Raw genomic sequence first — 26,533 nt, forward strand, 5'->3', positions numbered from 1 at the left:
GGCGCATAAGCTGTCCCCAAACGCGGGGCAGTCCAAAAAGGAAGGGCAAGTCAGGTGAGCGCGAGCCCAAGCGGCAGCGTCGAGCACATGCTGCGCCAGGCCACCCCCGGCCGCTACGACGCCTACGAAGCACTGCTGCGCGCCCTCGCCACCCCGTCCTCCGGCCAGATCTGGATGCTCCTGTGGCACGGCCAGGCCGGCTCCCCCGACGCCCAGTACGGGGACATGGAGGTCGACGGCTTCCACTACGCCCCGTGCGTGACCTCCGCGCAGGAACTCTCGGCGAGCGGCTGGAACCGTTCCTACGAGGTCGTCGACGGGCTCGACGTGGCCCGCACCCTCTACCCCGACCACTACGGCCTCTGGCTCAACCCGCACGCCCCGGGCGGCGGCGTCGGCATCCCCTGGCTGGACCTGCGCCGCATCGCCACCGGTCTGGACCGCCAGCCCGCCGGCCCCCTGCGCCTGTCCGAACCGGCCATCGAGATCCCGCAGTTCTACGCCCTGCTCGCGCAGAACGCCCACCGCACCCCCGCGCTGCGCTCGCTGCGCCGCGCCTGGGTGCAGCCCGAACTCGGGGCGCCCTACCTCGCCCTCGGCCTGGACGTGTACGACACCTCGCCGGCCGCGGTCGACTCGGTGCGCGCGATGATGCAGCAGTCCGTCGGTGCCGTACCGGAGGGCCTGCCGGTCTCGACGGTCGCGATGACCGACGACTACGACCCGGTCGTGATGTGGATGCGCGCCAACTCCCGCCCGTTCTACGACCGGGAGGCCCACGCGGCCGCCCCCCGACCGGGGCCCCAGGCCCCCGGCTACGGCTATCCGCCGGTGCACGGCGCCTACTGACGTCCGGGCGGTCCGGCTCAGTCCCGTCGGTTCCGTCCCGTCACCGCCCCTTCGGCATCGCCGACCTGCCTGACCTGCTGAAACAGTCTGTTTGTCCGAACTGGCCGTGTTCGAGAGTCGTTACGCGCTGTTCGCATAACGGGAAACAGCAGCCTGCATCACGTTTGCGCATCCATTCACCGCCAAGTCTGGCCCCTGATCGCATCAGCGTTGAAGACTCCCCCATCAAGGGGCACGTCCCCTGTGTTCGACGGACTGATTGATGCCGCTACCAGCGGCAAGTGCGGGCCGGCTACCGCCGGTTGAGAGGGGTCCCTGCCTAATGACGGCACCATTGCACGAGCCGACCGCGGAAGCAGCCCCGAGCGCCGCCGACGAGGCGGCGGTCGCCGCCGCCGGAGGCAAGGCTGTTCAGGGACGTTCCCTGGGACGGATCGCCTGGGAGCGCCTGAAGCGGGACAAGCTCGCCCTCACGGGCGGCCTCGTCGTGCTCCTACTCGTCCTGATCGCGTTGCTCGCGCCCGTCATCACGAAGCTGGTCGGGCAGGATCCCAACGCCTACCACGAGAACCTCATCGACCCGCTGTTCGGAACCCCCAAGGGCTCGTTGGGCGGCATGAGCGGCGACCACCTGTTCGGTGTCGAGCCGGTGAGCGGCCGCGACATCTTCGCCCGCGTCGTCTACGGGGCCCAGATCTCGCTGCTGGTCGGCTTCCTGTCGGCGGTCGTCGCCGTCATCCTCGGTACCGTCCTCGGCATCCTGGCCGGATTCTTCGGCGGCTGGGTCGACTCCGTCATCAGCCGCGTCATGGACGGCCTGCTGGCCTTCCCGCAGCTGCTGTTCATCATCGCGCTGGTCTCCGTCATGCCGAACAAGATGCTGGGCCTGAGCGGCACGGGCGTCCGTGTCTTCGTCATGATCCTGGTCATCGGGTTCTTCGGCTGGCCCTACATCGGGCGCGTGGTGCGCGGCCAGACCCTCTCGCTGCGGGAGCGCGAATACGTCGAGGCGGCCCGCTCGCTGGGTGCCGGGCGCTTCTACATCCTGTTCAAGGAACTGCTGCCCAACCTGGTCGCGCCGATCATCGTGTACACGACGATGATGATCCCCACCAACATCCTCACCGAGGCGGCGCTCAGCTTCCTGGGCGTGGGCGTCAAGCCGCCCACGGCGTCCTGGGGCCAGATGCTGTCGAACGCGATCGACTACTACGACTCCGACCCCATGTACATGGTGGTCCCCGGTGTGGCGATCTTCATCACCGTTCTCGCCTTCAACCTCTTCGGCGACGGTGTGCGTGACGCGCTGGACCCCAAGGGCTCCCGCTGACCCCCCCACCCCAATTGTCCCGTGGGTCCGCCCACGGGGTCTCCATCGATTCCGGAGGATCTGAGATCGTGACTACGCAACGCACCTCAGGGCGGCGCAAGCAGGCTTTGGCCGCTGCGGCTGTGGTCGCAGGGCTGCTGACCACGGCGGCGTGCGGCGGCGGCGGCGACAGCGGCAGCGGCGGTTCGAAGAACGGTGCGGCCGGCTTCGACGCGGCCAACAACAAGGTCGCCCAGGCCTCGCTGGCCAAGAAGGGCGGCACGCTGAACTTCGGTGGTGCCCAGGACGCCGACTCGTGGGACACCACGCGCGGCTACTACGGCTTCGCCTGGAACTTCATGCGCTACTACAGCCGCCAGCTCATCACGAACAAGACGGAGCCCGGCAAGGCCGGCGCCCAGCTCACCCCGGACCTCGCCACCGGTCTCGCCAAGATCAGCGACGGCGGCAAGACCTACACCTACACGCTGCGCGACGGGATCACCTGGGAGGACGGCAAGCCGATCACCTCCAAGGACGTCAAGTACGGCATCGAGCGCGTCTGGGCGCAGGACGTCCTGTCCGGCGGTCCCACGTACCTGAAGGACTTCCTGGACCCGGACGGCAAGTACCAGGGCCCGTACAAGGACAAGTCCGCGGACCACCTCGGTCTCAAGGCGATCGACACGCCCGACGACAAGACGATCGTCTTCCACCTGCCCAAGGCCAACGCCGACTTCGAGGACGTGCTCGCGCTGACCTCGGCGTCCCCGGTCCGCCAGGACAAGGACACCAAGTCCAAGTACGGCCTGCACCCGTTCTCCTCCGGCCCGTACAAGTTCGAGTCGTACAGCCCCGGCAAGGACCTGACCCTGGTCCGCAACGACCAGTGGAAGCAGGCCTCGGACCCGGTCCGCAAGGCGTACCCGGACAAGATCACGATCAAGTTCTTCACGAACGCCAACGACCTCGACCAGCGCCTGATCAACGGTGACCTGGACCTGGACATCAACCAGACCGGCATGTCGCCGCAGGGCCGTACCGCCGCCCTGAAGCAGCACAAGGGCAACCTGGACAACCCGGTCTCCGGTTACATCCGTTACGCGGTCTTCCCGCAGAGCGTGAAGCCGTTCGACAACATCCACTGCCGCAACGCCGTGATCTACGGCGCGGACCACGTGTCGCTGCAGACCGCGCGCGGTGGCCCGATCGCCGGCGGTGACATCGGCACCAACATGCTGCCGCCGTCCGTCCCGGGTTCCGAGGGCCAGCAGTACGACCCGTTCAAGATCTCCGGCGCGAACAAGAGCGGCAACGCGGCCAAGGCCAAGGAAGAGCTGAAGGCCTGCGGCCAGCCGTCCGGCTTCTCGACCACGATCGCGGTCCGCAACAACAAGCCGGTCGAGGTGGCCACCGCCCAGTCGCTGCAGGCGTCGCTGGCGAAGGTCGGCATCAAGGCCGAGATCGACCAGTACGACGGCTCGCAGACCGCCGGCATCATCGGCAGCCCCTCGAACGTGAAGAAGAAGGGCTACGGCATCATCATCATGGGCTGGGGTCCGGACTTCCCGTCCGTCCAGGGCTTCGGTCTGCCGCTGTGGGACAGCAAGTACATCCTGCAGAGCGGTAACAACAACTACGGCCTGATCAAGGACAAGGCGATCGACGGGCTGTTCGACCAGTACGTGAACACCCTCGACGCGGCCAAGAAGACCGAGCTCGCGACGCAGATCAACCACAAGGTCATGGAGGGCGGTTACTACCTGCCCTTCACCTTCGAGAAGTTCCTCAACTGGCGCGCGAACCGGCTGGCCAACGTGTACACGACCGACGCGTACAGCGGCCAGTACGACTTCGTCAACCTCGGTCTGAAGTCCTCGAAGTAGTCCCGGCACACCCGCCGCACGGCACGAAAGGCAGGTGAAGGCCGGCGCGGCGGGGTCGTGGGCCCCCGGAAGACCTCCGGGACCCACGGCCCCGCGGCGGGCCGTTAGCTGTGCTCGCTTACCTCATCAGGCGGCTGTTCGCCGCCGCAGTGATGCTGGTGGTCATCATCCTGGTGGTCTTCGGTATCTTCTTCCTCGTCCCCAAGTGGGCGGGCGTCGACATCGCCACGAGTTTCGTGGGCAAGCAGGCCGACCCGGCCGCCGTCGCGGCGGTGCGGGAGAAGCTGGGCCTGAGCGACCCGGTCTACCTCCAGGCCTGGCACTTCTTCAAGGGCATCTTCGTCGGCCGCACCTACGCGGCGGGCGGTGACGTCACCCACTGTGCCGCGCCGTGCTTCGGGTACTCCTTCCGCAGCGAGCAGGCCGTCTGGCCGGTGCTCACCGACCGGTTCCCGGTGACCCTGGGTCTGGCGCTCGGTGCGGCCGTGCTGTGGCTGGTCTTCGGTGTCGCGGCCGGTGTGCTCTCCGCTCTCAAGCGGGGCAGCCTGTGGGACCGCGGCGCGATGATCGTCGCCCTCAGCGGCGTCTCCCTGCCGATCTACTTCACGGGTCTGCTCTCGTTGGCGATCTTCGTCTTCGGACTGAAGTGGTTCGACGGCCAGTACGTGCCCCTGAGCCAGAGCCTCACCGGCTGGATCGGCGGCATGATCCTCCCCTGGATCACCCTCGCCTTCCTGTACGCGGCGATGTACGCCCGGATCACCCGCGCCACCATGCTGGAGATCCTCGGCGAGGACTACATCCGCACCGCCCGCGCCAAGGGCCTCACGGAGCGGACCGTCATCGGCAAGCACGCCATGCGCTCGACGATGACCCCGATTCTGACCATGCTCGGTATGGACCTCGGCGCCCTCATCGGCGGCGCGATCCTGACCGAGACCACGTTCAGCCTTCCCGGCCTCGGCCAGAAGGTGCTCGACGCGATCAAGAACCAGGACCTGCCCTTCATCCTGGGCGTCACCCTGATCACCTCCCTCGCGGTGCTGATCGCCAACCTCGTGGTGGACCTCCTGTACGCCGTGATCGACCCCCGAGTGAGGCTGTCATGACCGAACTCAGCAAGACGGGAGCGGCCGTGGGCGAGCCCGCGAGCACCTCGCCCGCCCCGACCTCCTTCCTGGAGGTGCGCGACCTGAAGGTGCACTTCCCGACCGACGACGGTCTGGTCAAGTCCGTCGACGGGCTCAGCTTCCAGCTGGAGAAGGGCAAGACCCTCGGCATCGTGGGCGAATCGGGCTCCGGCAAGTCGGTGACCTCGCTCGGCATCATGGGCCTGCACACCGCCGGCCAGTACGGCAAGCGCAAGGCCCAGATCTCCGGTGAGATCTGGCTGGACGGCACCGAGCTGCTGTCCGCCGACCCCGACCACGTGCGCAAGCTGCGCGGCCGCCAGATGGCGATGATCTTCCAGGACCCGCTGTCGGCGCTGCACCCGTACTACACGATCGGCGCGCAGATCGTGGAGGCCTACCGGATCCACCACGACGTCGACAAGAAGACCGCCCGCAGGCGGGCGATCGAGATGCTCGACCGGGTGGGCATCCCGCAGCCGGACAAGCGCGTGGACAGCTACCCGCACGAGTTCTCCGGCGGTATGCGCCAGCGCGCGATGATCGCCATGTCGCTGGTCAACAACCCCGAGCTGCTCATCGCGGACGAGCCGACGACCGCCCTCGACGTGACCGTCCAGGCGCAGATCCTCGACCTGATGCGCGATCTGCAGAAGGAGTTCGGCTCGGCGGTCATCATCATCACCCACGACCTGGGCGTGGTCGCCGAACTCGCCGACGACATCCTCGTGATGTACGGCGGCCGCTGCGTCGAGCGCGGCCCGGCGGAAGAGGTGTTCTACGAGCCCCGCCACCCCTACACCTGGGGCCTGCTCGGCTCGATGCCGCGTCTCGACAGGGATCAGCAGGAGCGTCTCATCCCGGTCAAGGGATCCCCGCCCTCGCTGATCAACATCCCGTCCGGCTGTGCTTTCAACCCGCGCTGCCCGTACGCCGATGTCCCCAAGGACAACGTCACCCGCACGGTCCGTCCGGAGCTGACCGAGGTCGGCAACAAGCACTGGGCCGCCTGTCACATGTCGCAGGAACAGCGGGAGCGGATCTGGATCGAAGAGATTGCGCCGAAGCTGTGAGCGACGAAAAAGCAGTGACCATCCCCGCCCAGAACGACGGTGCCACCCTCACCAAGGACGCCGCTCCCGGCGAGACCCTGCTGAAGGTGACCGGCCTGCGGAAGCACTTCCCCATCCGCAAGGGCCTGTTCCAGCGGCAGGTCGGCGCGGTCCGCGCGGTCGACGGACTCGACTTCGAGGTCAAGGCCGGCGAGACGCTCGGCGTCGTGGGCGAGTCGGGCTGCGGCAAGTCGACGATGGGCCGGCTGATCACGCGGCTCCTCGAACCGACGGCCGGCAAGGTCGAGTTCGAGGGCAAGGACATCACGCACCTCGGCGTGGGCGGCATGCGCCCGCTGCGCCGCGACGTGCAGATGATCTTCCAGGACCCGTACTCCTCGCTGAACCCGCGCCACACCATCGGCACGATCGTCGGCGCTCCCTTCCGGCTCCAGGGCGTCACGCCCGAGGGCGGCATCAAGAAGGAAGTGCAGCGGCTGCTCTCGGTCGTGGGTCTCAACCCCGAGCACTACAACCGCTACCCGCACGAGTTCTCCGGCGGTCAGCGCCAGCGCATCGGCATCGCCCGCGCGCTCGCGCTCAACCCGAAGCTGGTCGTGGCGGACGAGCCGGTCTCCGCGCTGGACGTGTCGATCCAGGCGCAGGTCGTCAACCTCCTGGACGACCTCCAGCACGAGCTGGGCCTGACATACGTGATCATCGCGCACGACCTCTCGGTCGTCCGGCACGTCTCGGACCGGATCGCGGTGATGTACCTCGGCAAGATCGTCGAGCTGGCCGACCGGGAGTCGCTGTACAAGGCGCCGATGCACCCGTACACCAAGGCGCTCATGTCGGCGGTGCCGATCCCGGACCCGAGGCGCAAGAACGCGAAGAGCGAGCGCATCCTGCTCAAGGGCGACGTGCCCTCGCCCATCGCGCCGCCCACGGGCTGCCGTTTCCACACCCGGTGCTGGAAGGCCACGGAGATCTGCAGGACGGTCGAGCCGCAGCTGCTGGAGCTGCAGCCCGGTCAGCAGGTCGCCTGCCACCACCCGGAGAACTTCGCCGACCAGGCTCCGCAGGACACGGTCCTGCTGACCGCCGCGAAGGAGGCGGCGGAGCTGGTCGCCGACGAGGTCCTCGCGGAGTCCGCGGAGACGTCGGCGGCGGTGGCGGCCGAGGTCGCGGAGGCTGCGGCGGAGGCGGCGGAGGCCGAGGCCGAGGCCGAAACCCGCGAGCCCGAGGCCACGGCAGAGGAGTCCGAGGCGCCTGCGTCCTCGGCCCCCGAGGCCCCCGAGGCCCCCGAGGTCTCCGAGTCCGACGCGCCCGAGGCAGCGGCCTCCGACGCCGAGACCCCCGAGTCCCCGGCCCCCAAGTCCCAGGAGTCAACTGACCAGTAGCACATGACGACTGGGCAAAGTCATGTACATGCCTGAACGGGAGAGCGCAGAGTCGTCCGTGACCGTCTACCGACCGGTACACGCTCGAAGGGACGATTCATGGCATTCTCCCGTTCGGCACGTTCAGCGGCCGTCGCCACCGCGGCGGCCTCCTTCCTGGCCATCGGCGCCTCCTCCGCCCCCACCCCCGGCTCGCCCGGCGTCGGCGACCCCTACTTCCCCAGGCTCGGCAACGGCGGCTTCGACGCCCGGCACTACGACCTGGACCTCGCCTACGCGCCCGACACCGGCCGCCTGGACGGCCGTACGACCCTGACCGCCCGCCCCACCCGGAACCTCTCCTCCTTCGACCTGGACCTCCAGAAGCTGGAGATCACGCGCGTCGAGGTCGACGGCAGACAGGCCCGCTTCACCCGGGACGGCGACGAGGTCACCGTCACCCCGCGCGGAACCCTCTCCAAGGGCCGGGACTTCACCGTCGCCGTCACCTACGGCGGCATACCCGAACCCCTCAACGGGCCCATCGTGTTCGGCTCCGACTACGGCTGGATGAAGACCACCGACGGCGTCTTCGTCGCCTGTGAGCCCAACGCCGCCTCCACCTGGTTCCCCTCCAGCGACCACCCCTCCGACAAGGCCACCTACGACATCCGGATCAAGGCGCCCAAGGGGCTGACCGGCGTCTCCAACGGCCGGCTCGTGTCGACGTACGACAAGGGCGACTCGACGTACACGCACTGGCGGGAGAGCCGCCCGATGGCCACGTACCTCGCGACCGCCACCATCGGGAAGTTCGACGTGCGCACCGGCCGCACCCCCGGCGGAACTCCCATATACGTGGCCGTCGACCCGGTGCTGAAGAACAGCAGCAGCGTCGACGTGTACGCCGTCACCGCCGCCGCCACCGACTACTGGTCGCAGGTCTTCGGGCCGTACCCGTTCGAGGAGACGGGCGCGATCGTCGACGACATGCCCCAGGCCGGGTTCTCGCTGGAGGTGCAGAGCAAGCCCGCGTACTCGGCCGTGCGCAGCGAGTCGACCATCGTGCACGAGCTCGCCCACCAGTGGTTCGGCGACTCGGTGTCCGTGGCGCAGTGGAAGGACATCTGGCTCAACGAGGGCTTCGCCACCTACGCCCAGTGGCTGTGGGCGGAGCACCAGGGCACCCGCTCGGCCCACGACTCCTTCCGCGCCGCCTACGACGCCCGCCCCGCCGACTCCGCCTTCTGGCAGACCGAGGTCGCCGACCCGCAGCGCGACACGATGTTCGCCCGCGCCGTCTACCAGCGCGGCGCGATGGCCCTCCAGGCACTGCGGGAGCGGATCGGCGACACCGCGTTCTTCGAGCTGCTGCCCGCCTGGACCAGGAGCCACCGGTACGGCAACGCGGACACGGCCGACTTCGTCCGGCTCGCCGAGCGGATCAGCGGGCAGCAGCTGGACGACCTCTTCCACACCTGGCTGTACACGACGGGCAAACCGGCCCTCTAGCTCCGCCCGTCCCTGCTGGCCTGGCTTTGTAAGGTCCACATCCCTTGACAGGTGAGAATGTCAGGGTGCAGGTACAGCAACTCTTCAGTCCCTCCGTCCAGCACACGCTCGATGTCATCGGCATCTTCGTGTTCGCGATCTCCGGCGCGCTGCTGGCCGTCCGGAAGAACTTCGACGTGTTCGGCATCGCCGTGCTCGCCGAGGTCACCGCGCTGGGCGGAGGACTGTTCCGTGATCTGGTCATCGGGGCCGTCCCGCCGGCCGCCTTCACGGACCTCGGGTACTTCGTCACCCCGCTGCTCGCCGCGCTCGTGGTCTGCTTCCTGCATCCCCACGTGGAGCGCATCCAGTCGTCGGTCCTGGTCTTCGACGCGGCCGGCCTCGGCCTGTTCTGCGTCACCGGTACGACCAAGGCGTACTCCTACGGCCTCAACCTGACCGCGTCCGCGACCCTGGGCCTCGCCACCGCCGTCGGCGGTGGCGTGCTCAGGGACGTGCTCGCCAACGAGGTTCCCTCGCTGCTGCGCTGGGACCGCGACCTGTACGCGGTCCCCGCGATGGTCGGCGCCGCCATGGTGGCGGTGTGCATCCACTACGCCGCGCTGACCCCCTTCACCAGCGGTCTCGCGGTCGTCACCGCTTTCGCCCTGCGCCTGCTGGCGATGAAGTTCCACTGGCGAGCGCCGCGTGCGTGGAACCGGCGCTCGACGGTGACCGAGGAGTAGCCCCGGTCGCGGACCCGGCCGTGGTTCCGGCCTTCGTCCCCGCGACGGAGCGGTCGATGCCCCTGGCCCGGTTCTGCCCCATCTGGAGGGTCAGCCAGCGGAACACCGCGGGCACCTGAGGCCGCCACAGCGCCATGGTGTGCCCGCCCGCGCTGCGCGGCAGGAACACCACGTGCACGGTCGTCGGCGCCTTGGCGACCGACTCCAGCGCCACGCCCCCCTGGTAGCCGTCACCGGACTCGCCGGAGACGTACAGCGCGATCCGGGGCGGCACGGCCCGCTTCCTGAGGAGCAGGTAGGGGTTGTTGGCGGCGCGCAGCTGGGGGCTCTGCGCGGCGAGGGAGTTGCGTTCGCCGATCGGGTCGTTGTAGCCGGACATGCTCACCGCGGCCCGGTAGCGGTCCGGGTGGGCGACGGCCAGCTTGAGCGCGCAGTGCGCGCCCGCCGAGTAGCCGGCGACCGCCCAGCCCTGCGGCGCCGGCTGGGCGCGGAAGTTGTCCATGACCATCTTCGGCACGTCGACGCTGAGCCAGGTGTCGGCGTTGACCTGGCCGGGGATGTTGGCGCAGCCGGTGTCCACGCCGGCCAGCAGGTTGGTGCGGGGGGCGACCAGGATGAAGGGCGCCACCTGGCCGCTGCGCATCAGCGGCAGCAGCTGCTCGTGCGCCTTGAGCGACCCGTACCAGGCCTTCGCCGAGCCGGGGTAGCCCGGCAGCAGTTCCACGACCGGGAACTTCTTGTTGCGGTAGGCCGGTTCGCCGTACTGCGGCGGCAGCCAGACGTAGACCTCGGCGTTCACCCCGGACACCTGGCCCTTGAGCTGGGTGACCCGCACTCCGCCGGCCGCGCGCATGCCTGGTCCGTCGGCCGGCTTGAAGACCTGCCTCACCTTGGGGAGCTTCTTCAGCGCTATGCCGCCCGTACCGTCCCTGCCGAGGTCGGCGGCCTGCTGGACGTGGTCGCCGGTGCCGAGCAGGTCGGCCCAGTTGTCGTACAGGTTGTTCTGGTTGTTGACCAGCACGAAGACCAGGGTGACGGCCGTGCCCTGGGTGAACAGCAGCATCAGTACCCGGGCGGCGGTGCGCAGGGGCTGGGGGCCCCGTAGCCGTGACCAGAGCACGAGCGGCAGTATGAGGGCGACGACGGACAGCACGATCGTCGTGTAGAGGAACGGAGTCCCGGTGAGGCTCATGTCCCCATAGAGGGCGATGAACGGCCCCGGGTTGTGGACGTGTCCGGACACTTACCGAGAAATTGCCGGAACCTCACCCGGGAGTGGGATCCGGTCAACCGGGTGACTCGATCCCGTCAACATGCCTTCAAGCTAAAAAGCTACTGCTTAGTAATTGCTTGCTGTACCGTTCAGGCATGCCAGAAGCAGCTTCCGCACCCTCTCCCGCTCTCGGCATTGATCGAGCGGGGGAACCCCGATCGCGGGCCGTGGTCGGCGACAGCGAGTTCGACCGCGACACCGAGGTCACCCGGCGCGAGCCCGGCGTCTACGACATCGACCTCTCGGCCGGCTGGACCATCATCAACGCCGTGAACGGCGGATACCTGCTGGCCGTGCTCGGCCGGGCCCTCGCGGACACGCTCCCGCACCCGGACCCGTTCACCATCTCCGCGCACTACCTGACCGCCTCCCGGCCGGGCCCCGCGGTCGTCCGCACCGAGACCGTCCGCACCGGCCGCACCCTCTCCACCGGCCAGGCCTCCCTCCTCCAGTACGACGACGAGGGCAACGAGGTCGAGCGCATCCGCGTCCTCGCCTCCTACGGCGACCTCTCCACCCTCCCGGACGACGTCCGTACGGCGGCCACCCCGCCCGCGATGCCGCCGATGGACCAGTGCTTCGGCCCCCAGGACGGCCCTGCCCCGGTCGAGGGCAGCTCGGCCATCGCCGACCGGCTGATGCTCAAGCTGGACCCGGCCACCCTCGGCTGGGCGCTCGGCGCACCCTCCGGCAAGGGGGAGATGCGCGCCTGGTTCGGGCTCGCCGACGGCCGGGACGCGGACCCGTTGTCGCTGCTGCTCGCCGTGGACGCCCTGCCGCCCACCGCCTTCGAGATCGGCCTCAAGGGCTGGGTACCGACGGTCGAGCTCACCGCCCACGTCCGCCACCGTCCGGCCCCCGGCCCGCTGCGGGTGTCGATCACCACCCGCAACCTGGCTGGCGGCTTCCTGGAGGAGGACGCCGAGGTCTGGGACAGCGAGGACCGCCTGGTCGCCCAGTCCCGCCAGCTCGCCCGCGTCAGGCTCGGCTGAGCGGCACCCGCCCCGTCAAGGTGGCGCCCGGCCGGCGCATCCTCGTCGACACCGCACGCCGACGCGGCGGCCCGTAGGACGCCGTCGACCTGGAGGTGGTCCAGGAAGCCGTGTTCCTCGACCGGCGCCTGCGGCTGAGCGGCCGGCACAGTGGCGGACGGGGCGTGCGGACGTACACCGCCGGCCCCTACGGCCTCGCCGTCAAGGCCGGGGTCCGGTGCCTGGTCGCCGGCCGGCGTTCCCGGCCCCGGCTCTCGCGCGCCGACCGCGTCCACTCGGCCCGCCCTCCGGACGATCCGGTGCGCCGCCGGGACGGTGTCGAACTCGCCGGCGTCTGGGAGAAGGTGCGACGCCGGGTGGAGGAGCGGCCCGAGGGCGGGATCGACGTCATGGTCCGGCTGCGGCGCGAGCGCCTCGGCGTGTTCCGGCGCACGGCCGCGTCCCGGATCGCCGAACTCCCTGACGGTGGCGGCGACGGCGGGGGCGAGGGGGGCACCGCCCGGTTGTCGTACCCGGTGCCGCGCGCGGCGCGTCAGCCGGACGGCGGCGGATGACGTCCCGGCGGGCCGGGGCCGGGGCCGGTCAGTCCAGCCAGTGTCGGCGGCCGATGCTGATGAGCCGCATCTGCCGGGCAGCCCGCTGGGCGACGCGGACGCGCTCGTCCTCGGGGCCGTCCAGTACCTCCAGGAACAGGGAGGCGGTGATGAGCATCTGGTCGACGTAGAGGTGCGCGAGCATCAGCAGGTCCTCGTCGTTCCACTGCTCGGCCTGCGGGTCCTTGGCCAGCTCGGCCTTCACCTCCTCGGCGAACCGGGCCAGTTGGGCCTGTATCGCCTCGCGCACCGGCTGGACCCCGCCGTGCCGCTCCCGGGCGATGAAGCGGACGTGGGCGGGATGCGTGTCCACGTGATCGGCGATCAACTCGATGGCGCGGCGGATGCGTTCCTCGTTGCTTTCCGTGGTCGCCACGATCGTCCGCACCGTCGGGTGCAGGCTGCCGAGCGCCTCGTCGACCAGGGCCACGCCGAGGTCGGCGGTGGACCGGAAGTGCCGGTAGAAGGCGGTCGGGGCCACCCCTACGGCCCGCGTGACCTCGCGCAGCCCCAGGCTGCTCAGGCTCTGCTCCTCCAGCAGCGCGAGCGCCGCGTCCAGGAACGCCTGCCGGGTCTTCTGCTTCTGGGCCTGCCGGATGCCGAGCGTGTGACTCATGTCATCCAGTTAACAACTGTTCTCTGGAATTGAAAAGCCACGGAAGGCGTTAGACTCGAAGTCAGTGAACAACTGTTACTACAACTGTTCACTCAGACTTCACAAGGAGCCTCCACGCGAGGCATCGACACGAGGCATCCCTGAGGGGGGACCCGAACCCATGCTGTTCCTCGTCGCCGCACTCATGCTGCTCGGCGTCGTACTCGGCACCGTGGCCCACGCGCCGCTGACCGTCAGTGCCGCCGTCGCCGCCGCCATCGCCGTCTGGCTCGGCGTCTTCGCGATCCGCGAGCGCCACAGCCGCCGCCACAACTCGGCCAACTGACCGTCCGTACGACATCCAGGAGCTGAGCACCATGCAACTCACCGCACCGGCCGACGGTCACACCGACACCCGTCCGCGCGACGCCGACGGCATGGCCGTGGCGTCCTTCATCCTCGGCCTTCTCGGCCTCCTCGTCCTCAACGTCTTCCTCGGTCCCGTCGCCGTCGCCCTGGCCGCCGTCGCCCTCTGGCGCGGCACCGCCCGCCGCGGCCGTGCCTACCTCGGCCTCACTCTCGGTGTCGCCGACCTGGCGGTCCTGGCCGTCGCGATGGAGATGTCCCACACGGTGTCGTGGAGCCTGTGAGCCGCTCGGCCGTGGCCTGACCCGGGGCCCCCGGAGGGCGACGGGGGCAGGGCGGGCACGGCCGGCAGTGCCGGGTGCCTCGCCGCCGAGTCCCGTACGACCCGGTCAAGCGCCCACCGCCCGGGCCGGCTGCGGAAGGCCCGTAGAATCGGCCGCACCATGGCTTACCTCGACCACGCTGCCACCACCCCGATGCTCCCCGAGGCGGCAGAGGCGCTGACCGCCCAGCTGAGCGTCACCGGCAACGCGTCCTCCCTGCACGCCTCCGGCCGCCGGGCCCGCCGCACGGTCGAGGAGTCCCGCGAAACCCTCGCCGGCGCACTGGGTGCCCGCCCCAGCGAGGTCGTCTTCACCTCGGGCGGTACCGAGGCCGACAACCTCGCGGTCAAGGGCCTGTACTGGTCCCGCCGTGACGCCGACCCGTCCCGCACCCGCGTCCTGGCCAGCCCCGTCGAGCACCACGCCGTCCTGGACGCCGTCCACTGGCTCGGCGAACACGAGGGCGCCACCGTCGAGTACCTCCCGGTCGACGCCCACGGCCGCGTCCACCCGGACGCCCTGCGCGAGGCCATCGCCCGCAACCCCGACAATGTCGCCCTGGCCACGGTGATGTGGGCCAACAACGAGATCGGCACCGTCATGCCGGTCCGTGAACTCGCCGGCGTCGCCGCCGAGTTCGGCGTCCCGCTGCACGCCGACGCCGTCCAGGCCTTCGGCCAGGTCCCGGTCGACTTCGCCGCCTCCGGCCTCGCCGCGATGACCGTCTCGGGCCACAAGATCGGCGGCCCCTACGGCATCGGCGCGCTGCTCCTCGGCCGCGAGTACACCCCCGTCCCCGTGCTGCACGGCGGAGGCCAGGAGCGGCACGTCCGCTCCGGCACCCTCGACGTCCCCGCCATCGCCTCCTTCGCGGTGGCCGGCCGCCTCGCCGCCGAGCAGCAGGAGTGGTTCGCCCGCGAGATCGGCGCCCTGCGCGACCAGTTGGCCGACGCCGTCCGTGCGGCGGTCCCGGACGCGGTCCTCGGCGGCGACCCCGCACCCGGCGGACGCCTCCCGGCCAACGCCCACTTCGCCTTCCCCGGCTGCGAGGGCGACTCCCTGCTCCTGCTGCTGGACGCCCAGGGCATCGAGTGCTCCACCGGTTCCGCCTGCACGGCGGGCGTCGCCCAGCCCAGTCACGTCCTGCTCGCCACCGGCACCGACCCGGAACTGGCCCGCGGCACCCTGCGCTTCTCCCTCGGCCACACCTCCACGGAGGCGGACGTCGAAGCGGTCGCCAAGGCGATCGGTCCCGCGGTGGAGAGGGCCCGCGCGGCGGGGCTCAGCTGAGCCGGCGCGATCTGTCGCGGGCACGAGAACGACCTACGAGACGGGTTCCCTTCGCCGGTATTGTCCGGATCAGGTGACTGGGGGTCGCCATCAGGTCAGTCCTTGCACCTTCTGGCCTCTCAGTCCGACCGTCGACGTCGGCACCAGCGGAAGCGGAAACTTACGTTTCTCGCTGACGTCGGCTACTCCGCTCGAACTCCCTCACTCGCCTCGTAGGCCTGCATTCAGCATAGAACCGCCCATACGGAAAAGAACAGGCGAAACCTGGATTCTTTACCCGGTTACGTTCCGCGCCGCGCCGTGACCGTCCGTGCCCGCCGCGCCGGCTTCATGCCGCCCGCCGCACCAGTTTCATGTAGCGCTCCCAGTCCCAGTGCGGACCCGGATCCGTGTGGTCCGTGTCGGGCACCTCCACGTGCCCGACCACGTGCTCGCGGTCGACGGGCATGCCGTACCGCCCGCATATCGCCGCCGTCAGCCGCGCCGAGGCCTCGTACATGGCGTCCGTGAAGGAGGAGGCGTCCTCCACGAAACCCTCGTGCTCGATGCCGACACTGCGCTCGTTGTACTCCCGGTTGCCCGCGTGGAAGGCCACGTCCAGCTCCCGGATCAGCTGGGTGATCCGCCCGTCCTTGCGCACGATGTAGTGGGCCGCCGCCCGGTGCGCCGGGTCCTTGAAGACCTGCACCGCCGACGCGTAGCCGCCCTGGGTGACATGGATGACCACCCGGTCCACGGGATAGTCGTCCGGCCTGTCCGCCCGCCGGTAGTTCGCGGGCGAGGCAGCCACCCAGCGCGCACCCCGGAAGTCGACCGCCCCCGCCACCCGGGACTTCTCCACCCCGGGCAGCCGCCACCACAGATGGGACAGCTCCTCCCGGGCCAGCGCGGCCGTGCCCAGGGCGGCCGCGGCCCCGCCGACGAGCAGTGCCCGCCGCCCGAGCCGCCGATCCGAGTCGGTCATACCCACCCCCTGGCCTGTCCCCGATACCCCCACGTGATCGTCAACGCATATCCGGCGGCCCCGGTTCCCGCGGCCCCGTACCCTGGAGGGGCTATGACCGATACCCCGCAGCGCCCCCTCCGCGTCCTCGCCGCCATGTCCGGCGGCGTCGACTCCGCCGTCGCCGCCGCGCGCGCCGCGGAAGCCGGGCACGACGTGACCGGCGTCCACCTCGCGCTCTCCGCGAACCCGCAGTCCTTCCGCACCGGTGCGCGGGGCTGTTGCACCATCGAGGACTCGCGTGACGCCCGCCGCGCCGCCGACGTCATCGGCATCCCGTTCTACGTCTGGGACCTCGCCGACCGCTTCCGCGAGGACGTCGTCGAGGACTTCGTCGCCGAGTACGAGGCCGGCCGCACCCCGAACCCGTGCCTGCGCTGCAACGAGAAGATCAAGTTCGCCGCGCTGCTCGACAAGGCGCTGGCCCTCGGCTTCGACGCGGTCTGCACCGGTCACTACGCGAAGGTGATCGTGAACGAGGACGGCACCCGCGAGCTGCACCGCGCCTCCGACATGGCCAAGGACCAGTCGTACGTCCTCGGCGTCCTGGACGACAGGCAGCTCGCCCACGCCCTGTTCCCGCTCGGCGACACCGTCACCACCAAGGACGAGATCCGCGCCGAGGCCGAGCGCCGGGGCCTGGCCGTCGCCAAGAAGCCCGACTCGCACGACATCTGCTTCATCGCCGACGGCGACACCCAGGGCTTCCTCGCCCAGCGGCTCGGCAAGGCGGAGGGCGACATCGTCGACGAGTCGGGGGCGAAGATCGGCACGCACGAGGGCGCGTACGGCTTCACCATCGGCCAGCGCAAGGGCCTGCGCATCGGCACCCCGGCCGCCGACGGCAAGCCGCGCTACGTCCTCGACATCTCGCCGGTGACCAACACGGTGACGGTCGGCCCGGCCGCCGCCCTCGACGTCACCGCGCTGACCGCGATCAAGCCCCGCTGGTGCGGCACCGCCCCCACTGGCTCCGGCACCTACACCGCGCAGCTGCGCGCCCATGGCGGCGAGACCGAGGTCACCGCCGAACTGGTCGACGGCACCCTGGAGGTGTCGTTCACGGAGCCGGTCCGCGGTGTCGCCCCCGGCCAGGCGATCGTGCTGTACGACGGCACGCGCGTGGTGGGCTCGGCGACGATCGCGACGACCACGCGCGCGACGGCGGCGTCCGTCTGACCGGCGCGGGGCCCGCGCCCCCGGCGGCGCTCAGCCGGTGAGGAAGTCCGCCAGCACCGGCCCGAGGACGCCCGGCTCGACCATGTGCGTCTGGCCCTCCAGCTTGAGGTACGTCCCCCGCGGCACCGCCTCGGCGACCGCGAGGGCCGCCTCGCGCATCCACGCAGGGCTCGCCCCGCCCGCCACGGACAGCAGCGGCACGGAGACCGCGGCGAGCCGCTCCCGGGGGAGCAGGCCGTCGCCCATGACCGCGTTGTCGTACGCCAGGCTCGGTGCGACGGCCTCCATGCCGGCCCACATCGGGGACTGGCGGGCGCGCTCGATCATCTCCTCGGCCAGCCCGGTCAGCCGCAGGAACAGCGCCACCGCTTCCCCGCGCCGGCCCTCGCCCAGCGCCTTGTTCAGGTTCGCCGTGTACGCGGCATTCTGCTCGGCGCCGCCGCGCAGGAAGTCCGCGAACGGCGTCTCGTACACGGCCGCCTGACGCACCGCCAGCCCGCTCGCCACGGCCTCCAGCACCAGCGCGCCGCCCGAGGACACCCCGAACAGCGCCGCCTCGCCGCCCACCGCGTCGAGCAGCGCGCTCAGGTCCTCGATCTCGCGCTCCACCGCGTACGGCGCGGTGTCACCGCTCCCGCCGCGGCCCCGACGGTCGTAGACGACCGCGGTGCAGCGCTCGGCGAGCCGCTGCGCCAGGGGTGCCAGGGTGCCGCCGGTCGACATCGCGCCGCTGACCAGGATGACCGTGGTTCCCTGGCCGACCACCTCGTAGGCGAGGGAGGTGCCGTCGCGGGAAGTCGTCTTCTTGTCCATGCCGGTGCAGACTGCCGCACCGCGGCCGACTCATCGGTCACGACACGGCGGTTAAGGGGAAGGTCAGGCCACTTCGACCTCGTAGAAGCACAGGTGGTCCTTGATCTGCGCCACCTCCGGCTTCGGGTCCGGGTACCCCCACACCAGGTCCGGGGAGTCCGGCAGCGACCAGTAGGACGCCGTGCCCTTGAAGGGGCAGACCGTGTGGGTGCCGGAGGGGATCAGCAGATCCATGCGGACGTCCTCGGCGGGGATGTAGTACCGCACCGGACAGCCCGTCTCGCGCAGCAGCAGGGACCGGTCGCTCTCCGCGACCACCGTGCCGCCGTGCACCACGCGCACGTGCCGGTCGCCCTGCTCGATGGTGATGGTGTGTCCTTCGGCCATATCAGGACAAGCGCGTGCGGGGCCCCGTCTTGTTCCCGATACGGTGGAGGACATGAACATCTGCGTCTTCCTCTCCGCCGCCGACCTGGACGAGCGTTACACGCGCCCCGCGCGCGAGTTCGCGGAACTGATCGGCAAGGGCGGCCACACCCTGGTGTGGGGCGGCTCCGACGTCGGTCTGATGAAGGTCGTCGCCGACGGAGTGGAGGAGGCCGGCGGCAGGCTGCTGGGCGTGTCCGTGGACTTCCTCGCGGCCAAGGCGCGGCCCGGGACAGACGAGATGGTCATCGCGCCCGACCTCGCCGAGCGCAAGAGGCTGCTGCTGGAGAAGGCCGACGCCGTGGTGATCATGGTGGGCGGCACCGGGACCCTCGACGAGGCCACCGAGATCCTGGAGCTGAAGAAGCACGGGCGCACCGAGAAGCCGGTGGTGCTGCTGAACACCGCGGGCTTCTACGACGGCCTCAAGGAGCAGTTCCGCCGTATGGAGGCCGAGGGCTTCCTGCCGCGTCCGCTGTCCGAGCTGGTGTTCTTCGCCGAGGAGCCGGTCGCCGCACTGGCCTACCTGGAGGACTCCTCGCGCGCCCGGTGATGCGAGCATGGCGGGCATGGCTACTCATGTGATCACCGGGGCCGGTTCCGGCATCGGCGCGGCCGTCGCCCGGCGCCTGCACGCGCGCGGGGACGATCTCGTGCTGCACGCGCGCGACGCGGGCCGCGCGAAGGAGCTGGCGGCCGCGTTCCCGGGGGCGCGCACGCTGGTGGGCGACCTCGCCGACCCCGACCGGCTGTCCTGGGCGTTCTCCCACCAGACACTGCCGGACCGGGTCGACTCGCTGCTGCACGTCGCCGGCGTGGTGGACCTCGGCGAGGTCGGTGAGCTGACCCCCAAGGCCTGGCGCCACCAGCTCGACGTCAACCTCATCGCGCCCGCCGAGCTGACCCGGCACTTCCTGCCCCAGCTCCGCGCCACCCGCGGCCATGTGATCTTCGTCAACTCCGGTTCCGGGCTGAGCGCGCACGCCGGCTGGTCCGCGTACGCCGCCTCCAAGCACGGGCTCAAGGCACTCGCCGACGCCCTGCGCCAGGAGGAGCACGCAAACGGCGTCCGCGTCACCTCCGTCTACCCCGGCCGCACCGCCGGCCCCATGCAGGCCAAGGTCCACCAGCAGGAGGGCAAGGAGTACGACCCCGCGAAGTGGATCGACCCCGAGTCGGTCGCCACGACGATCCTCATGGCCCTCGACCTCCCGAGGGACGCGGAGGTCAACGACCTGACGGTGCGCCCGGGCCGCTGACGGGCGGGGCCCCTCGGCGGCGCCACGGCATACGCTGCCGGGGTGAGTGAGAAGAGCGTGTTCAGGTTTCCGGGAGCCACCGGCGTCGGGTCCATGCCCGGCACGGACGCCCGGGAGGCCGCCAAGACCGTGACCGGCAGTTTCGAGGACTTCCCGCACCTCGCCGAGCTGCCCGCGCGCGGGCCCGGCGCCGACATGATCGGCCGCAGCGCGGGGATGCTCGTCGAGCTGTTCGCGCGCGTGGAGCCCAGCGGCTGGCGGATCGGCGACCGGCCGGGCCGGGACACCAGGCGGGCCCGGTCCTGGCTGCGGGAGGACCTCGACGCCCTCGAGGAGTTCACGCAGGGCTACGAGGGCGATCTGAAGGTGCAGGCGGTCGGGCCGTGGACCCTGGCCGCCGCTCTGGAGCTGAAGAACGGCGAAGCCGCGCTGTCGGACCCCGGCGCCTGCCGCGACCTGGCCGCCTCCCTGACCGAGGGGCTGCGGCTGCACCTCGCCGAGGTGCGGCGCCGCATCCCGGGCGCCCGCGTCGTCCTCCAGCTCGACGAGCCCTCCCTCACCGCAGTGCTCCGCGGCCAGGTGAGGACCGCCAGTGGCTACCGCACGCACCGGTCCGTGGACCGGCAGGTCGTCGAGGCCACCCTGCGGGACGTGATGGCGGCTCACGCGGGCGGCCCGGTGGTCGTGCACTCCTGCGCCCCCGACGTGCCGTTCGCGCTGCTGCGCAGAGCGGGTGCGGCCGGTGTCTCCTTCGACTTCTCGCTCCTCACCGAGCGTGACGACGACACGATCGGCGAGGCCGTCGAGGCGGGGACCCGCCTGTTCACCGGTGCCGTGCCGGGCACGGACGGCCCGTTGTCAGACCCTGCCGGTAGCGTCATGGGTGTCAGGACGTTGTGGCGCAGGCTGGGGCTGCATGCGGGGCTGCTCGCGGAGGCGGTCACGGTCACCCCGGCGTGCGGTCTCGCGGGCGCTTCCCCCGCCTACGCGCGCGAGGCGCTCGCCCACTGCGTCCGGGCGGCGAGATCCCTCGCGGACAACCCTGAGTAACGGGAGGACACAACGGTGGCCGGCGACAAGCAGCAGGCGCAGACGGCGGTTCCCGCCGAGGCACGGGAGAAGCACGCCCACCTCGCGGAGCAGGTCGAGGAGCACCGCTTCCGGTACTACGTGAAGGACGCTCCGGTCGTCAGCGACGCGGAGTTCGACAGGCTCCTGAAGGCGCTGGAGGCGCTGGAGGCGGAGTACCCGGAGCTGCGCACCCCGGACTCGCCGACCCAGAAGGTCGCGGGGTCGTACGCGACGGAGTTCACCGCGGTCGAGCACCGCGAGCGCATGCTCTCCCTCGACAACACCTTCAACGACGAGGAGTTGGCCGCCTGGGCCGACCGCATCGCACGCGAACTGGGCGACCAGGAGTACCACTTCCTGTGCGAGCTGAAGGTCGACGGCCTCGCGGTCAACCTCACCTACGAGCACGGCCGCCTCACGCGCGCGGCCACCCGCGGTGACGGCCGCACCGGCGAGGACATCACCCCGAACGTCCGGACGATCGCGGAGATCCCGGACCGCCTGCACGGCGAGGACGTCCCCGACCTCGTGGAGATCCGCGGCGAGGTCTACTTCCCGATGGAGAAGTTCGAGGAGCTGAACGCCCGGCTGGTCGCGGCCGGCGACAAGCCCTTCGCCAACCCCCGCAACGCCGCCGCCGGTTCGCTGCGCCAAAAAGACCCGCGCGTCACCGCCACCCGCCCGCTGCACATGGTCGTCCACGGCATCGGCGCCCTGGAGGGCTTCACCGGGATGACCCGGCTGTCCCAGGCGTACGACCTGCTGAAGACCTGGGGCCTGCCCACCTCCACGCACAACCGTGTGGTCGACGACCTCGACGGCGTACGGCAGTTCATCGCCTACTACGACGGCGAGAACCGCCACTCCGTGGAGCACGAGATCGACGGCGCCGTCATCAAGCTCGACGAGATCCGCCTCCAGGGCCGCCTCGGCTCCACCGCGCGCGCCCCGCGCTGGGCGATCGCCTACAAGTACGCGCCGGAAGAGGTCAACACCAAGCTCATCGACATCAAGGTGGGCGTCGGCCGCACCGGTCGGGTCACGCCGTACGCGCAGGTCGAGCCGGTCACGGTCGCGGGCAGCGAGGTCGAGTTCGCCACCCTGCACAACCAGGAGGTCGTCAAGGCCAAGGGCGTGCTCATCGGCGACACCGTGGTCATCCGCAAGGCCGGTGACGTCATCCCGGAGATCCTCGGCGCGGTGGTCGACCTGCGCGACGGCACCGAGCGGGAGTTCGTGATGCCGAGCGAGTGCCCCGAGTGCGGGACGCCGCTGCGGCCCATGAAGGAGGGCGACATCGACCTCCGCTGCCCGAACGCGCGCACCTGCCCCGCCCAGCTGCGCGAGCGCGTCGCCTACCTCGCCGGCCGTGAGTGCCTGGACATCGAGAACTTCGGCGCGGTGGCCGCCGCCGCGCTCACCCGGCCGCTGGAGCCGGCCACCGCGCCGCTGGTGGACGAGGGCGACCTGTTCGACCTGACGGTGGACAAGCTGCTGCCCATCAAGGCGTACGTCCTCGACCCGGACAGCGGTCTGCCCAAGCGGGACCCGAAGACCGGCGAGGAGAAGGTCGTCACGGTCTTCGCCAACCAGAAGGGCGAGCCGAAGAAGAACACCCTCGCCCTGCTGGAGAACATCGAGGCGGCCAAGACGCGTCCGCTCGCCCGCTTCCTGAACGGCCTGTCCATCCGGCACGTCGGCCCGGTCGCGGCGCAGGCCCTCGCGCGCGAGTTCCGCTCGATCGACCGCATCGAGGCGGCGAGCCAGGAGGAGCTGTCGAACACCGACGGCGTGGGGCCCATCATCGCCGCCGCGCTGAAGGACTGGTTCGCCGAGGAGTGGCACCGCGAGATCGTCCGCAAGTGGAAGGCGGCCGGAGTCCCGCTGGAGGACGAGTCGACCGGCGAGGAGGAGGGACCGCGCCCGCTGGAGGGGCTCACCGTCGTCGTCACCGGCACCCTGGAGAACTTCACCCGGGACGGCGCCAAGGACGCGCTCCAGGGCCAGGGCGCCAAGGTGACCGGTTCGGTGTCGAAGAAGACCGCGTTCGTCGTGGTGGGTGACAACCCCGGATCGAAGTACGACAAGGCGATGCAGCTCAAGGTTCCGGTTCTCAACGAGGCCGGTTTCGCCGTCCTCTTGGAGCAGGGCCCCGAGGCCGCGGCGGAAGTCGCGCTTCCGACCGAGGAGTAGCGGTTGAAGGCCACCCGTTCGGTGCATATCAGTTGCATACGGGTGGCCCGGGCGTATTCGGGCAACCGTCGACGACCGCTGCCCGAGGAAGCCTTCCGCGGCCTACTGTTGAGATGTGCACCCGCCGTGCCCAGCTACGGCTGGCGCATCCCCGTGCCCGCAAAACGGCACAGGGAAGGGCAAATCGACGCGGAGCCGCTGATGGTTGTCGGGCATCGGGCCGCGTGGCGTGGGCACCGCCGGCTGTGAGAGGGACGGGAATGGAACCGACCGAGAGCGCCGCCCCGGATTCACGGGTGCGCCTGCGCCTCCGCACGGTCGTGTGGCGGGGGACCCGGTGGACCGGCCGTATGGCCGCACGTACGGGCATGCGTGCCCGCCGGGCCGGACCGCCCGCCCCGGCCCAGGCCCCCACCGCCTTCCCCCTGGCCGTCCCGGCCGTCCCCGGCCTGCCCGGCACCGATCCCGAACGACATCTGTCCTGGCCCGCGCTGCCCGCGGGCGTCGTGGCCGCCGCCGGACTGGCCCTCGCCGTCGGCTTCTACCGCGCCTTCGCCGGCGACCACGCGCTCTTCCCGTCCGGCGCGGTCGGCTGGTCGCTGGCCCTGCTCACCGGCATCATCGTCGGCCACCTCGTCATGCTCGGCCGCGCCCGCTGGTGGGGCGGCACCGGCTCCGGCGCCGCCCTCACCGTCGCCGTCCTGCTGCTGTACGGCTGGGTGCCGGCCGGCATGGTCAGCCTCACCGTCGTCGTCCTGGTCGGCATAGCCAGGCGCCAGAGCTGGCGCCAAGGGGTGCTGCACGGCGCGGTGGACATCCTCGGCATCGGCGCCGGGGCCCTCGTACTCGTCGCCTTCGGCCGCGTACCGAGCGTCGAGGAGCCCTGGCGGCCCGACAGCTGGAGCATCGGCACCGTGCCCGCCGTGGTGCTCGCCGCGGGCGCCTATCTCGCGGTCAGCCGCGGCCTGCTGTGGTATCTGCACGCCCCGCGCAGCGGCGGACTGCCCACCGTCGCCCGCACCGCCCTGGTCCGCCAGGGCCTGGTGGCCGCGGCCCTGCTCGGCATCTCGCCGCTGCTGTGCGTGGTCGCCGACGCCCAGCCGATCCTGCTGCCGCTGTTCGCCGTCCCGCTGGTCGCCCTCGACTCCACGCTGTGGATGGCCAGGGCCCGCGCGGAGGAGCAGCTGCGCGACCCGCTGACCGGACTGCCCAACCGGCAGTGGCTGCTGGAGCGGATATGGACCGCCCTCGACGACGCCGAACGGATCGGCGCGCGCGCGGCCCTCATGCTGATCGACCTCGACCGGTTCCGGTCGGTGAACGACACCCTCGGCCATCTCGCCGGTGACCGGCTGCTGCTGCAGATAGCCGACCGGCTCCGGGTGGCCCTGCCGCGGGGCGCGGAGGCCGCCCGGCTGGGCGGTGACGAGTTCGCGGTGTTACTGCCCGTCGCCGACTCCACGACATCGGCCACCCGGATCGCCCGCGGCCTCGTCGCGGCGCTCAGCTCCCCGCTCGACCTGGACGGGCTCACCCTCGTCCTCGAGGCCAGCGCGGGCGTCGCCGTCTTCCCGGACCACGCCCTGGACGCCGAGGGGCTGCTGCGGCGTGCGGACGTGGCGATGTACCAGGCGAAGCGGGACCGTACGGGCGTCGAGGCGTACGAGTCCAAGCGGGACTCCAACACCCCGGACCGGCTGGGCCTGCTGGGGGACCTGCGGCGGGCGCTGGACGCGCACGAGGTGCAACTGCACTATCAGCCGAAGGTCCGCTTCGACGGGCAGGTCGCCGGGCTCGAGGCGCTGGTGCGGTGGGTGCATCCCGAGCGGGGGAAGGTGCCGCCGGACGAGTTCATAGCGATAGCCGAGTCCTCGGGTCTGATGCCCCATCTGACGGAGTACGTGCTGGAGACCGCGCTCGGGCAGGTCGCCCGGTGGCGGGCGCAGGGGCTGCGCGTGCCGGTGGCCGTCAACGTCTCCCCGCGCGACGTCCACACGCCCGGCTTCGCGGGGTCCGTCGCGGCCCGGCTGGCCCGGCACGGTGTCCCGGCCGGAGCGCTCCAGTTGGAGATAACCGAGCACGTGCTGCTGGAGGACCCGCAGCGGGCCGCCGACACGCTCGCCGGGCTGACCGGGCACGGCGTGAAGATGTCCCTCGACGACTTCGGTACGGGCTACTCCTCCCTGGTGCATCTGCGCCGGCTGCCGGTGAGCGAGCTGAAGATCGACCGGTCGTTCGTCGCGCGGCTGGCGGTGGACGCCGAGGACGCCGAGATCGTGCGGTGCACCGTGGATCTGGCGCACTCGCTGGGGCTCGTCGTCGTCGCCGAGGGCGTGGAGGACGACGAGACCTGGGAGCGGCTGCGGGATCTCGGGTGCGATGCGGTGCAGGGGTGGCTGGTCGCCGCCGCGATGCCGCCCGAGGAGACGACGGCGTGGCTGCGGGCGCGGGGGTCGCGCGGATGGCAGCGGCCGCGCGCCGCGCTTCCAGCCGCCGAATAGTTTTCCCGCCCGGCTCCGCTCGGCCCGGCTCCGCTCCGCCCGTTCGACCTGGCCGGGTCGTGGGCGTGTCCCGTGGGCGGCTGATCGTCGTCGGCGCTCGCGGGTGTCGTGCGGCTGGTCGCGCCGTTCCCCGCGCCCCTTCAGTGGCGCTCGGTCGGCCAGTGGCGCTCAGTCGGCCGTGAAGCGTTCGATCAGCAGGTTCAGTCGGGCCTCGTGGGCCTCCTTCGGCAGGCGGCCGCTGCGTATGAGGGTGGCCAGACCGTGCAGGGCCGCCCAGAACGTCTCTGTCAGCAGGCCGGGGTCCTCTTCCTCGGCCGAGATCGGCTGCACCGCGAGGAACAGCTCGCCGAACGCCTCGCGCAGCGGTGCCGGGGCGTCCTGCGTGGCGAACGGCAGGGACACCAGGTGGGTGAACATCGCGTCGTAGAGGGCCGGGCGGCGGCGCGCGAACGCCGTGTACGCCTCGCCCACCGCCGCCAGCGCCTCCCGCGTGCCCCCGGCCGCCGTGCGCGCCGTGCGCAGCTCCGTCGCGAACTCCGCGAAGCCCTCGACGGCGACCGCCGCCATGATCGCTTCCTTGCCCTTGAAGTGGCTGTAGAGGACCGGCTGGCTGTACTCGATCTCGGCGGCCAGCCGGCGTGTGGTCACCGCGTCCCAGCCCTCCGTCTCGGCCAGCTCCCGGGCGGCCGTCACGATCAGCCGTTCGCGTTCCGCTCGTTCGCGCTCCCGGCGCGCCTGTATCGACATGGCTGGGATTCTAGCAGCGCTAGCCAATCTGTCGACGCTCTGCTAGCTTCGCTCCAGTACCTAG

Annotated in this window: 25 protein-coding genes; 19 read left to right on the forward strand and 6 right to left on the reverse strand. The window is 70.9% G+C overall.

All coding sequences use genetic code 11. From position 1 onward, the window contains the following. The first annotated feature begins 87 nt into the window (after positions 1 to 87). The 8 genes from ACWD5D_RS37565 to ACWD5D_RS37600 all read left to right on the forward strand — a co-directional run bounded on the left by ACWD5D_RS37565 (position 88) and on the right by ACWD5D_RS37600 (position 9,845). Positions 88 to 849, forward strand: a complete 762-nt coding sequence (locus ACWD5D_RS37565; protein WP_451377341.1) for an enhanced serine sensitivity protein SseB C-terminal domain-containing protein — start codon at positions 88 to 90, stop codon at positions 847 to 849. Positions 850 to 1,171: 322 nt separating this feature from the next. After that, positions 1,172 to 2,179: an ABC transporter permease gene (locus ACWD5D_RS37570; protein ID WP_451377285.1), complete on the forward strand. Its 1,008-nt coding sequence runs from the start codon at positions 1,172 to 1,174 to the stop codon at positions 2,177 to 2,179. 68 nt (positions 2,180 to 2,247) lie between these two features. Continuing rightward, the gene (locus ACWD5D_RS37575; RefSeq protein WP_451377286.1) at positions 2,248 to 4,044 is read left to right on the forward strand and encodes an ABC transporter substrate-binding protein; all 1,797 of its coding nucleotides are present in this window, start codon (positions 2,248 to 2,250) and stop codon (positions 4,042 to 4,044) included. 110 nt (positions 4,045 to 4,154) lie between these two features. Beyond that, the gene (locus tag ACWD5D_RS37580) at positions 4,155 to 5,153 is read left to right on the forward strand and encodes an ABC transporter permease (RefSeq protein WP_451377287.1); all 999 of its coding nucleotides are present in this window, start codon (positions 4,155 to 4,157) and stop codon (positions 5,151 to 5,153) included. Next, complete coding sequence (locus ACWD5D_RS37585) at positions 5,150 to 6,247, forward strand: ABC transporter ATP-binding protein (protein WP_451377288.1); 1,098 nt, start codon at positions 5,150 to 5,152, stop codon at positions 6,245 to 6,247. Before ACWD5D_RS37580 ends, ACWD5D_RS37585 begins: the two co-directional genes overlap by 4 nt. A gap of 14 nt (positions 6,248 to 6,261) precedes the next feature. Continuing rightward, entirely contained in the window at positions 6,262 to 7,629 is a 1,368-nt protein-coding gene (locus ACWD5D_RS37590) for a dipeptide ABC transporter ATP-binding protein (protein ID WP_451377289.1), read from the forward strand. Positions 7,630 to 7,728: 99 nt separating this feature from the next. After that, entirely contained in the window at positions 7,729 to 9,120 is a 1,392-nt protein-coding gene (locus tag ACWD5D_RS37595) for a M1 family metallopeptidase (protein ID WP_451377290.1), read from the forward strand. Between the two features lie 65 nt (positions 9,121 to 9,185). After that, on the forward strand, positions 9,186 to 9,845 hold the full coding sequence (locus ACWD5D_RS37600; protein WP_451377291.1) for a trimeric intracellular cation channel family protein: 660 nt from the start codon (positions 9,186 to 9,188) through the stop codon (positions 9,843 to 9,845). On the opposite strand, the gene ACWD5D_RS37605 is transcribed toward ACWD5D_RS37600, so the two are convergent. Next, positions 9,754 to 11,037: an alpha/beta hydrolase gene (locus tag ACWD5D_RS37605; RefSeq protein ID WP_451377292.1), complete on the reverse strand. Its 1,284-nt coding sequence runs from the start codon at positions 11,035 to 11,037 to the stop codon at positions 9,754 to 9,756. The two genes, ACWD5D_RS37600 and ACWD5D_RS37605, sit on opposite strands and share 92 nt — an antisense overlap. 176 nt (positions 11,038 to 11,213) lie before the next feature. On the opposite strand from ACWD5D_RS37605, the gene ACWD5D_RS37610 reads away from it, so the two are divergent. Both ACWD5D_RS37610 and ACWD5D_RS37615 read left to right on the forward strand, forming a co-directional pair. Beyond that, positions 11,214 to 12,110: a thioesterase family protein gene (locus tag ACWD5D_RS37610; protein WP_451377293.1), complete on the forward strand. Its 897-nt coding sequence runs from the start codon at positions 11,214 to 11,216 to the stop codon at positions 12,108 to 12,110. Positions 12,111 to 12,205: 95 nt separating this feature from the next. Then, positions 12,206 to 12,664, forward strand: a complete 459-nt coding sequence (locus ACWD5D_RS37615; RefSeq protein WP_451377294.1) for a WYL domain-containing protein — start codon at positions 12,206 to 12,208, stop codon at positions 12,662 to 12,664. Between the two features lie 28 nt (positions 12,665 to 12,692). On the opposite strand, the gene ACWD5D_RS37620 is transcribed toward ACWD5D_RS37615, so the two are convergent. Then, on the reverse strand, positions 12,693 to 13,319 hold the full coding sequence (locus ACWD5D_RS37620) for a TetR family transcriptional regulator (protein WP_451377295.1): 627 nt from the start codon (positions 13,317 to 13,319) through the stop codon (positions 12,693 to 12,695). Positions 13,320 to 13,479: 160 nt separating this feature from the next. Here ACWD5D_RS37620 and ACWD5D_RS37625 point away from each other — a divergent pair, with 160 nt between their 5' ends. The 3 genes from ACWD5D_RS37625 (at position 13,480) to ACWD5D_RS37635 (ending at position 15,277) form a co-directional block, all read left to right on the forward strand. Further along, on the forward strand, positions 13,480 to 13,644 hold the full coding sequence (locus ACWD5D_RS37625; RefSeq protein WP_451377296.1) for a hypothetical protein: 165 nt from the start codon (positions 13,480 to 13,482) through the stop codon (positions 13,642 to 13,644). 31 nt (positions 13,645 to 13,675) lie between these two features. Next, complete coding sequence (locus tag ACWD5D_RS37630) at positions 13,676 to 13,948, forward strand: DUF4190 domain-containing protein (protein ID WP_451377297.1); 273 nt, start codon at positions 13,676 to 13,678, stop codon at positions 13,946 to 13,948. Positions 13,949 to 14,107: 159 nt separating this feature from the next. Then, complete coding sequence (locus ACWD5D_RS37635; RefSeq protein WP_451377298.1) at positions 14,108 to 15,277, forward strand: cysteine desulfurase family protein; 1,170 nt, start codon at positions 14,108 to 14,110, stop codon at positions 15,275 to 15,277. A gap of 328 nt (positions 15,278 to 15,605) precedes the next feature. Here ACWD5D_RS37635 and ACWD5D_RS37640 read toward each other — a convergent pair whose 3' ends face one another. Then, positions 15,606 to 16,241: an N-acetylmuramoyl-L-alanine amidase gene (locus ACWD5D_RS37640; RefSeq protein ID WP_451377299.1), complete on the reverse strand. Its 636-nt coding sequence runs from the start codon at positions 16,239 to 16,241 to the stop codon at positions 15,606 to 15,608. A gap of 93 nt (positions 16,242 to 16,334) precedes the next feature. Between ACWD5D_RS37640 and mnmA the strand changes: the two genes are divergently transcribed. Continuing rightward, the gene (gene mnmA / locus ACWD5D_RS37645) at positions 16,335 to 17,459 is read left to right on the forward strand and encodes a tRNA 2-thiouridine(34) synthase MnmA (protein ID WP_451377300.1); all 1,125 of its coding nucleotides are present in this window, start codon (positions 16,335 to 16,337) and stop codon (positions 17,457 to 17,459) included. 30 nt (positions 17,460 to 17,489) lie between these two features. Here the strand turns inward: mnmA and ACWD5D_RS37650 are convergent, their stop codons facing one another. Both ACWD5D_RS37650 and ACWD5D_RS37655 read right to left on the reverse strand, forming a co-directional pair. Then, entirely contained in the window at positions 17,490 to 18,272 is a 783-nt protein-coding gene (locus tag ACWD5D_RS37650; protein ID WP_451377301.1) for an alpha/beta fold hydrolase, read from the reverse strand. Between the two features lie 63 nt (positions 18,273 to 18,335). Then, positions 18,336 to 18,659, reverse strand: a complete 324-nt coding sequence (locus tag ACWD5D_RS37655; protein WP_451377302.1) for a DUF427 domain-containing protein — start codon at positions 18,657 to 18,659, stop codon at positions 18,336 to 18,338. 52 nt (positions 18,660 to 18,711) lie between these two features. Between ACWD5D_RS37655 and ACWD5D_RS37660 the strand changes: the two genes are divergently transcribed. From ACWD5D_RS37660 to ACWD5D_RS37680, 5 genes are all read left to right on the forward strand, one after another. Further along, positions 18,712 to 19,251, forward strand: coding sequence for an LOG family protein (locus tag ACWD5D_RS37660; RefSeq protein WP_451377303.1), 540 nt, complete (start codon positions 18,712 to 18,714; stop codon positions 19,249 to 19,251). A gap of 7 nt (positions 19,252 to 19,258) precedes the next feature. Then, entirely contained in the window at positions 19,259 to 19,957 is a 699-nt protein-coding gene (locus ACWD5D_RS37665) for an SDR family oxidoreductase (RefSeq protein ID WP_451377304.1), read from the forward strand. A gap of 42 nt (positions 19,958 to 19,999) precedes the next feature. Beyond that, complete coding sequence (locus ACWD5D_RS37670; RefSeq protein WP_451377305.1) at positions 20,000 to 21,007, forward strand: methionine synthase; 1,008 nt, start codon at positions 20,000 to 20,002, stop codon at positions 21,005 to 21,007. Positions 21,008 to 21,022: 15 nt separating this feature from the next. Next, complete coding sequence (ligA, locus tag ACWD5D_RS37675) at positions 21,023 to 23,221, forward strand: NAD-dependent DNA ligase LigA (RefSeq protein WP_451377306.1); 2,199 nt, start codon at positions 21,023 to 21,025, stop codon at positions 23,219 to 23,221. A 260-nt stretch (positions 23,222 to 23,481) separates the two neighbouring features. Further along, positions 23,482 to 25,722 (forward strand): putative bifunctional diguanylate cyclase/phosphodiesterase, encoded by a 2,241-nt coding sequence (locus tag ACWD5D_RS37680; protein WP_451377307.1) that lies wholly within the window; start codon positions 23,482 to 23,484, stop codon positions 25,720 to 25,722. A 168-nt stretch (positions 25,723 to 25,890) separates the two neighbouring features. Here ACWD5D_RS37680 and ACWD5D_RS37685 read toward each other — a convergent pair whose 3' ends face one another. Then, a complete protein-coding gene (locus ACWD5D_RS37685; RefSeq protein ID WP_451377308.1) occupies positions 25,891 to 26,469 on the reverse strand; it encodes a TetR/AcrR family transcriptional regulator in 579 nt (192 codons plus the stop codon). Between the last annotated feature and the right edge of the window lie 64 nt (positions 26,470 to 26,533).

This window comes from Streptomyces sp. NPDC002520 (assembly GCF_053595235.1).

Excerpts from the sequence above, each read along its gene's own strand:
- ACWD5D_RS37620 (WP_451377295.1), bottom strand. The coding sequence starts at position 13,319 with ATGAGTCACACGCTCGGCATCCGGCAGGCCCAGAAGCAGAAGACCCGG.
- ACWD5D_RS37635 (WP_451377298.1), top strand. The coding sequence starts at position 14,108 with ATGGCTTACCTCGACCACGCTGCCACCACCCCGATGCTCCCCGAGGCG.
- ACWD5D_RS37680 (WP_451377307.1), top strand. The coding sequence starts at position 23,482 with ATGGAACCGACCGAGAGCGCCGCCCCGGATTCACGGGTGCGCCTGCGC.
- ACWD5D_RS37650 (WP_451377301.1), bottom strand. The coding sequence starts at position 18,272 with ATGGACAAGAAGACGACTTCCCGCGACGGCACCTCCCTCGCCTACGAG.
- ACWD5D_RS37665 (WP_451377304.1), top strand. The coding sequence starts at position 19,259 with ATGGCGGGCATGGCTACTCATGTGATCACCGGGGCCGGTTCCGGCATC.
- mnmA (WP_451377300.1), top strand. The coding sequence starts at position 16,335 with ATGACCGATACCCCGCAGCGCCCCCTCCGCGTCCTCGCCGCCATGTCC.
- ACWD5D_RS37640 (WP_451377299.1), bottom strand. The coding sequence starts at position 16,241 with ATGACCGACTCGGATCGGCGGCTCGGGCGGCGGGCACTGCTCGTCGGC.
- ACWD5D_RS37610 (WP_451377293.1), top strand. The coding sequence starts at position 11,214 with ATGCCAGAAGCAGCTTCCGCACCCTCTCCCGCTCTCGGCATTGATCGA.
- ACWD5D_RS37595 (WP_451377290.1), top strand. The coding sequence starts at position 7,729 with ATGGCATTCTCCCGTTCGGCACGTTCAGCGGCCGTCGCCACCGCGGCG.
- ACWD5D_RS37660 (WP_451377303.1), top strand. The coding sequence starts at position 18,712 with ATGAACATCTGCGTCTTCCTCTCCGCCGCCGACCTGGACGAGCGTTAC.
- ACWD5D_RS37565 (WP_451377341.1), top strand. The coding sequence starts at position 88 with ATGCTGCGCCAGGCCACCCCCGGCCGCTACGACGCCTACGAAGCACTG.
- ACWD5D_RS37625 (WP_451377296.1), top strand. The coding sequence starts at position 13,480 with ATGCTGTTCCTCGTCGCCGCACTCATGCTGCTCGGCGTCGTACTCGGC.
- ACWD5D_RS37630 (WP_451377297.1), top strand. The coding sequence starts at position 13,676 with ATGCAACTCACCGCACCGGCCGACGGTCACACCGACACCCGTCCGCGC.
- ACWD5D_RS37570 (WP_451377285.1), top strand. The coding sequence starts at position 1,172 with ATGACGGCACCATTGCACGAGCCGACCGCGGAAGCAGCCCCGAGCGCC.
- ACWD5D_RS37685 (WP_451377308.1), bottom strand. The coding sequence starts at position 26,469 with ATGTCGATACAGGCGCGCCGGGAGCGCGAACGAGCGGAACGCGAACGG.
- ACWD5D_RS37655 (WP_451377302.1), bottom strand. The coding sequence starts at position 18,659 with ATGGCCGAAGGACACACCATCACCATCGAGCAGGGCGACCGGCACGTG.
- ACWD5D_RS37605 (WP_451377292.1), bottom strand. The coding sequence starts at position 11,037 with ATGAGCCTCACCGGGACTCCGTTCCTCTACACGACGATCGTGCTGTCC.
- ACWD5D_RS37585 (WP_451377288.1), top strand. The coding sequence starts at position 5,150 with ATGACCGAACTCAGCAAGACGGGAGCGGCCGTGGGCGAGCCCGCGAGC.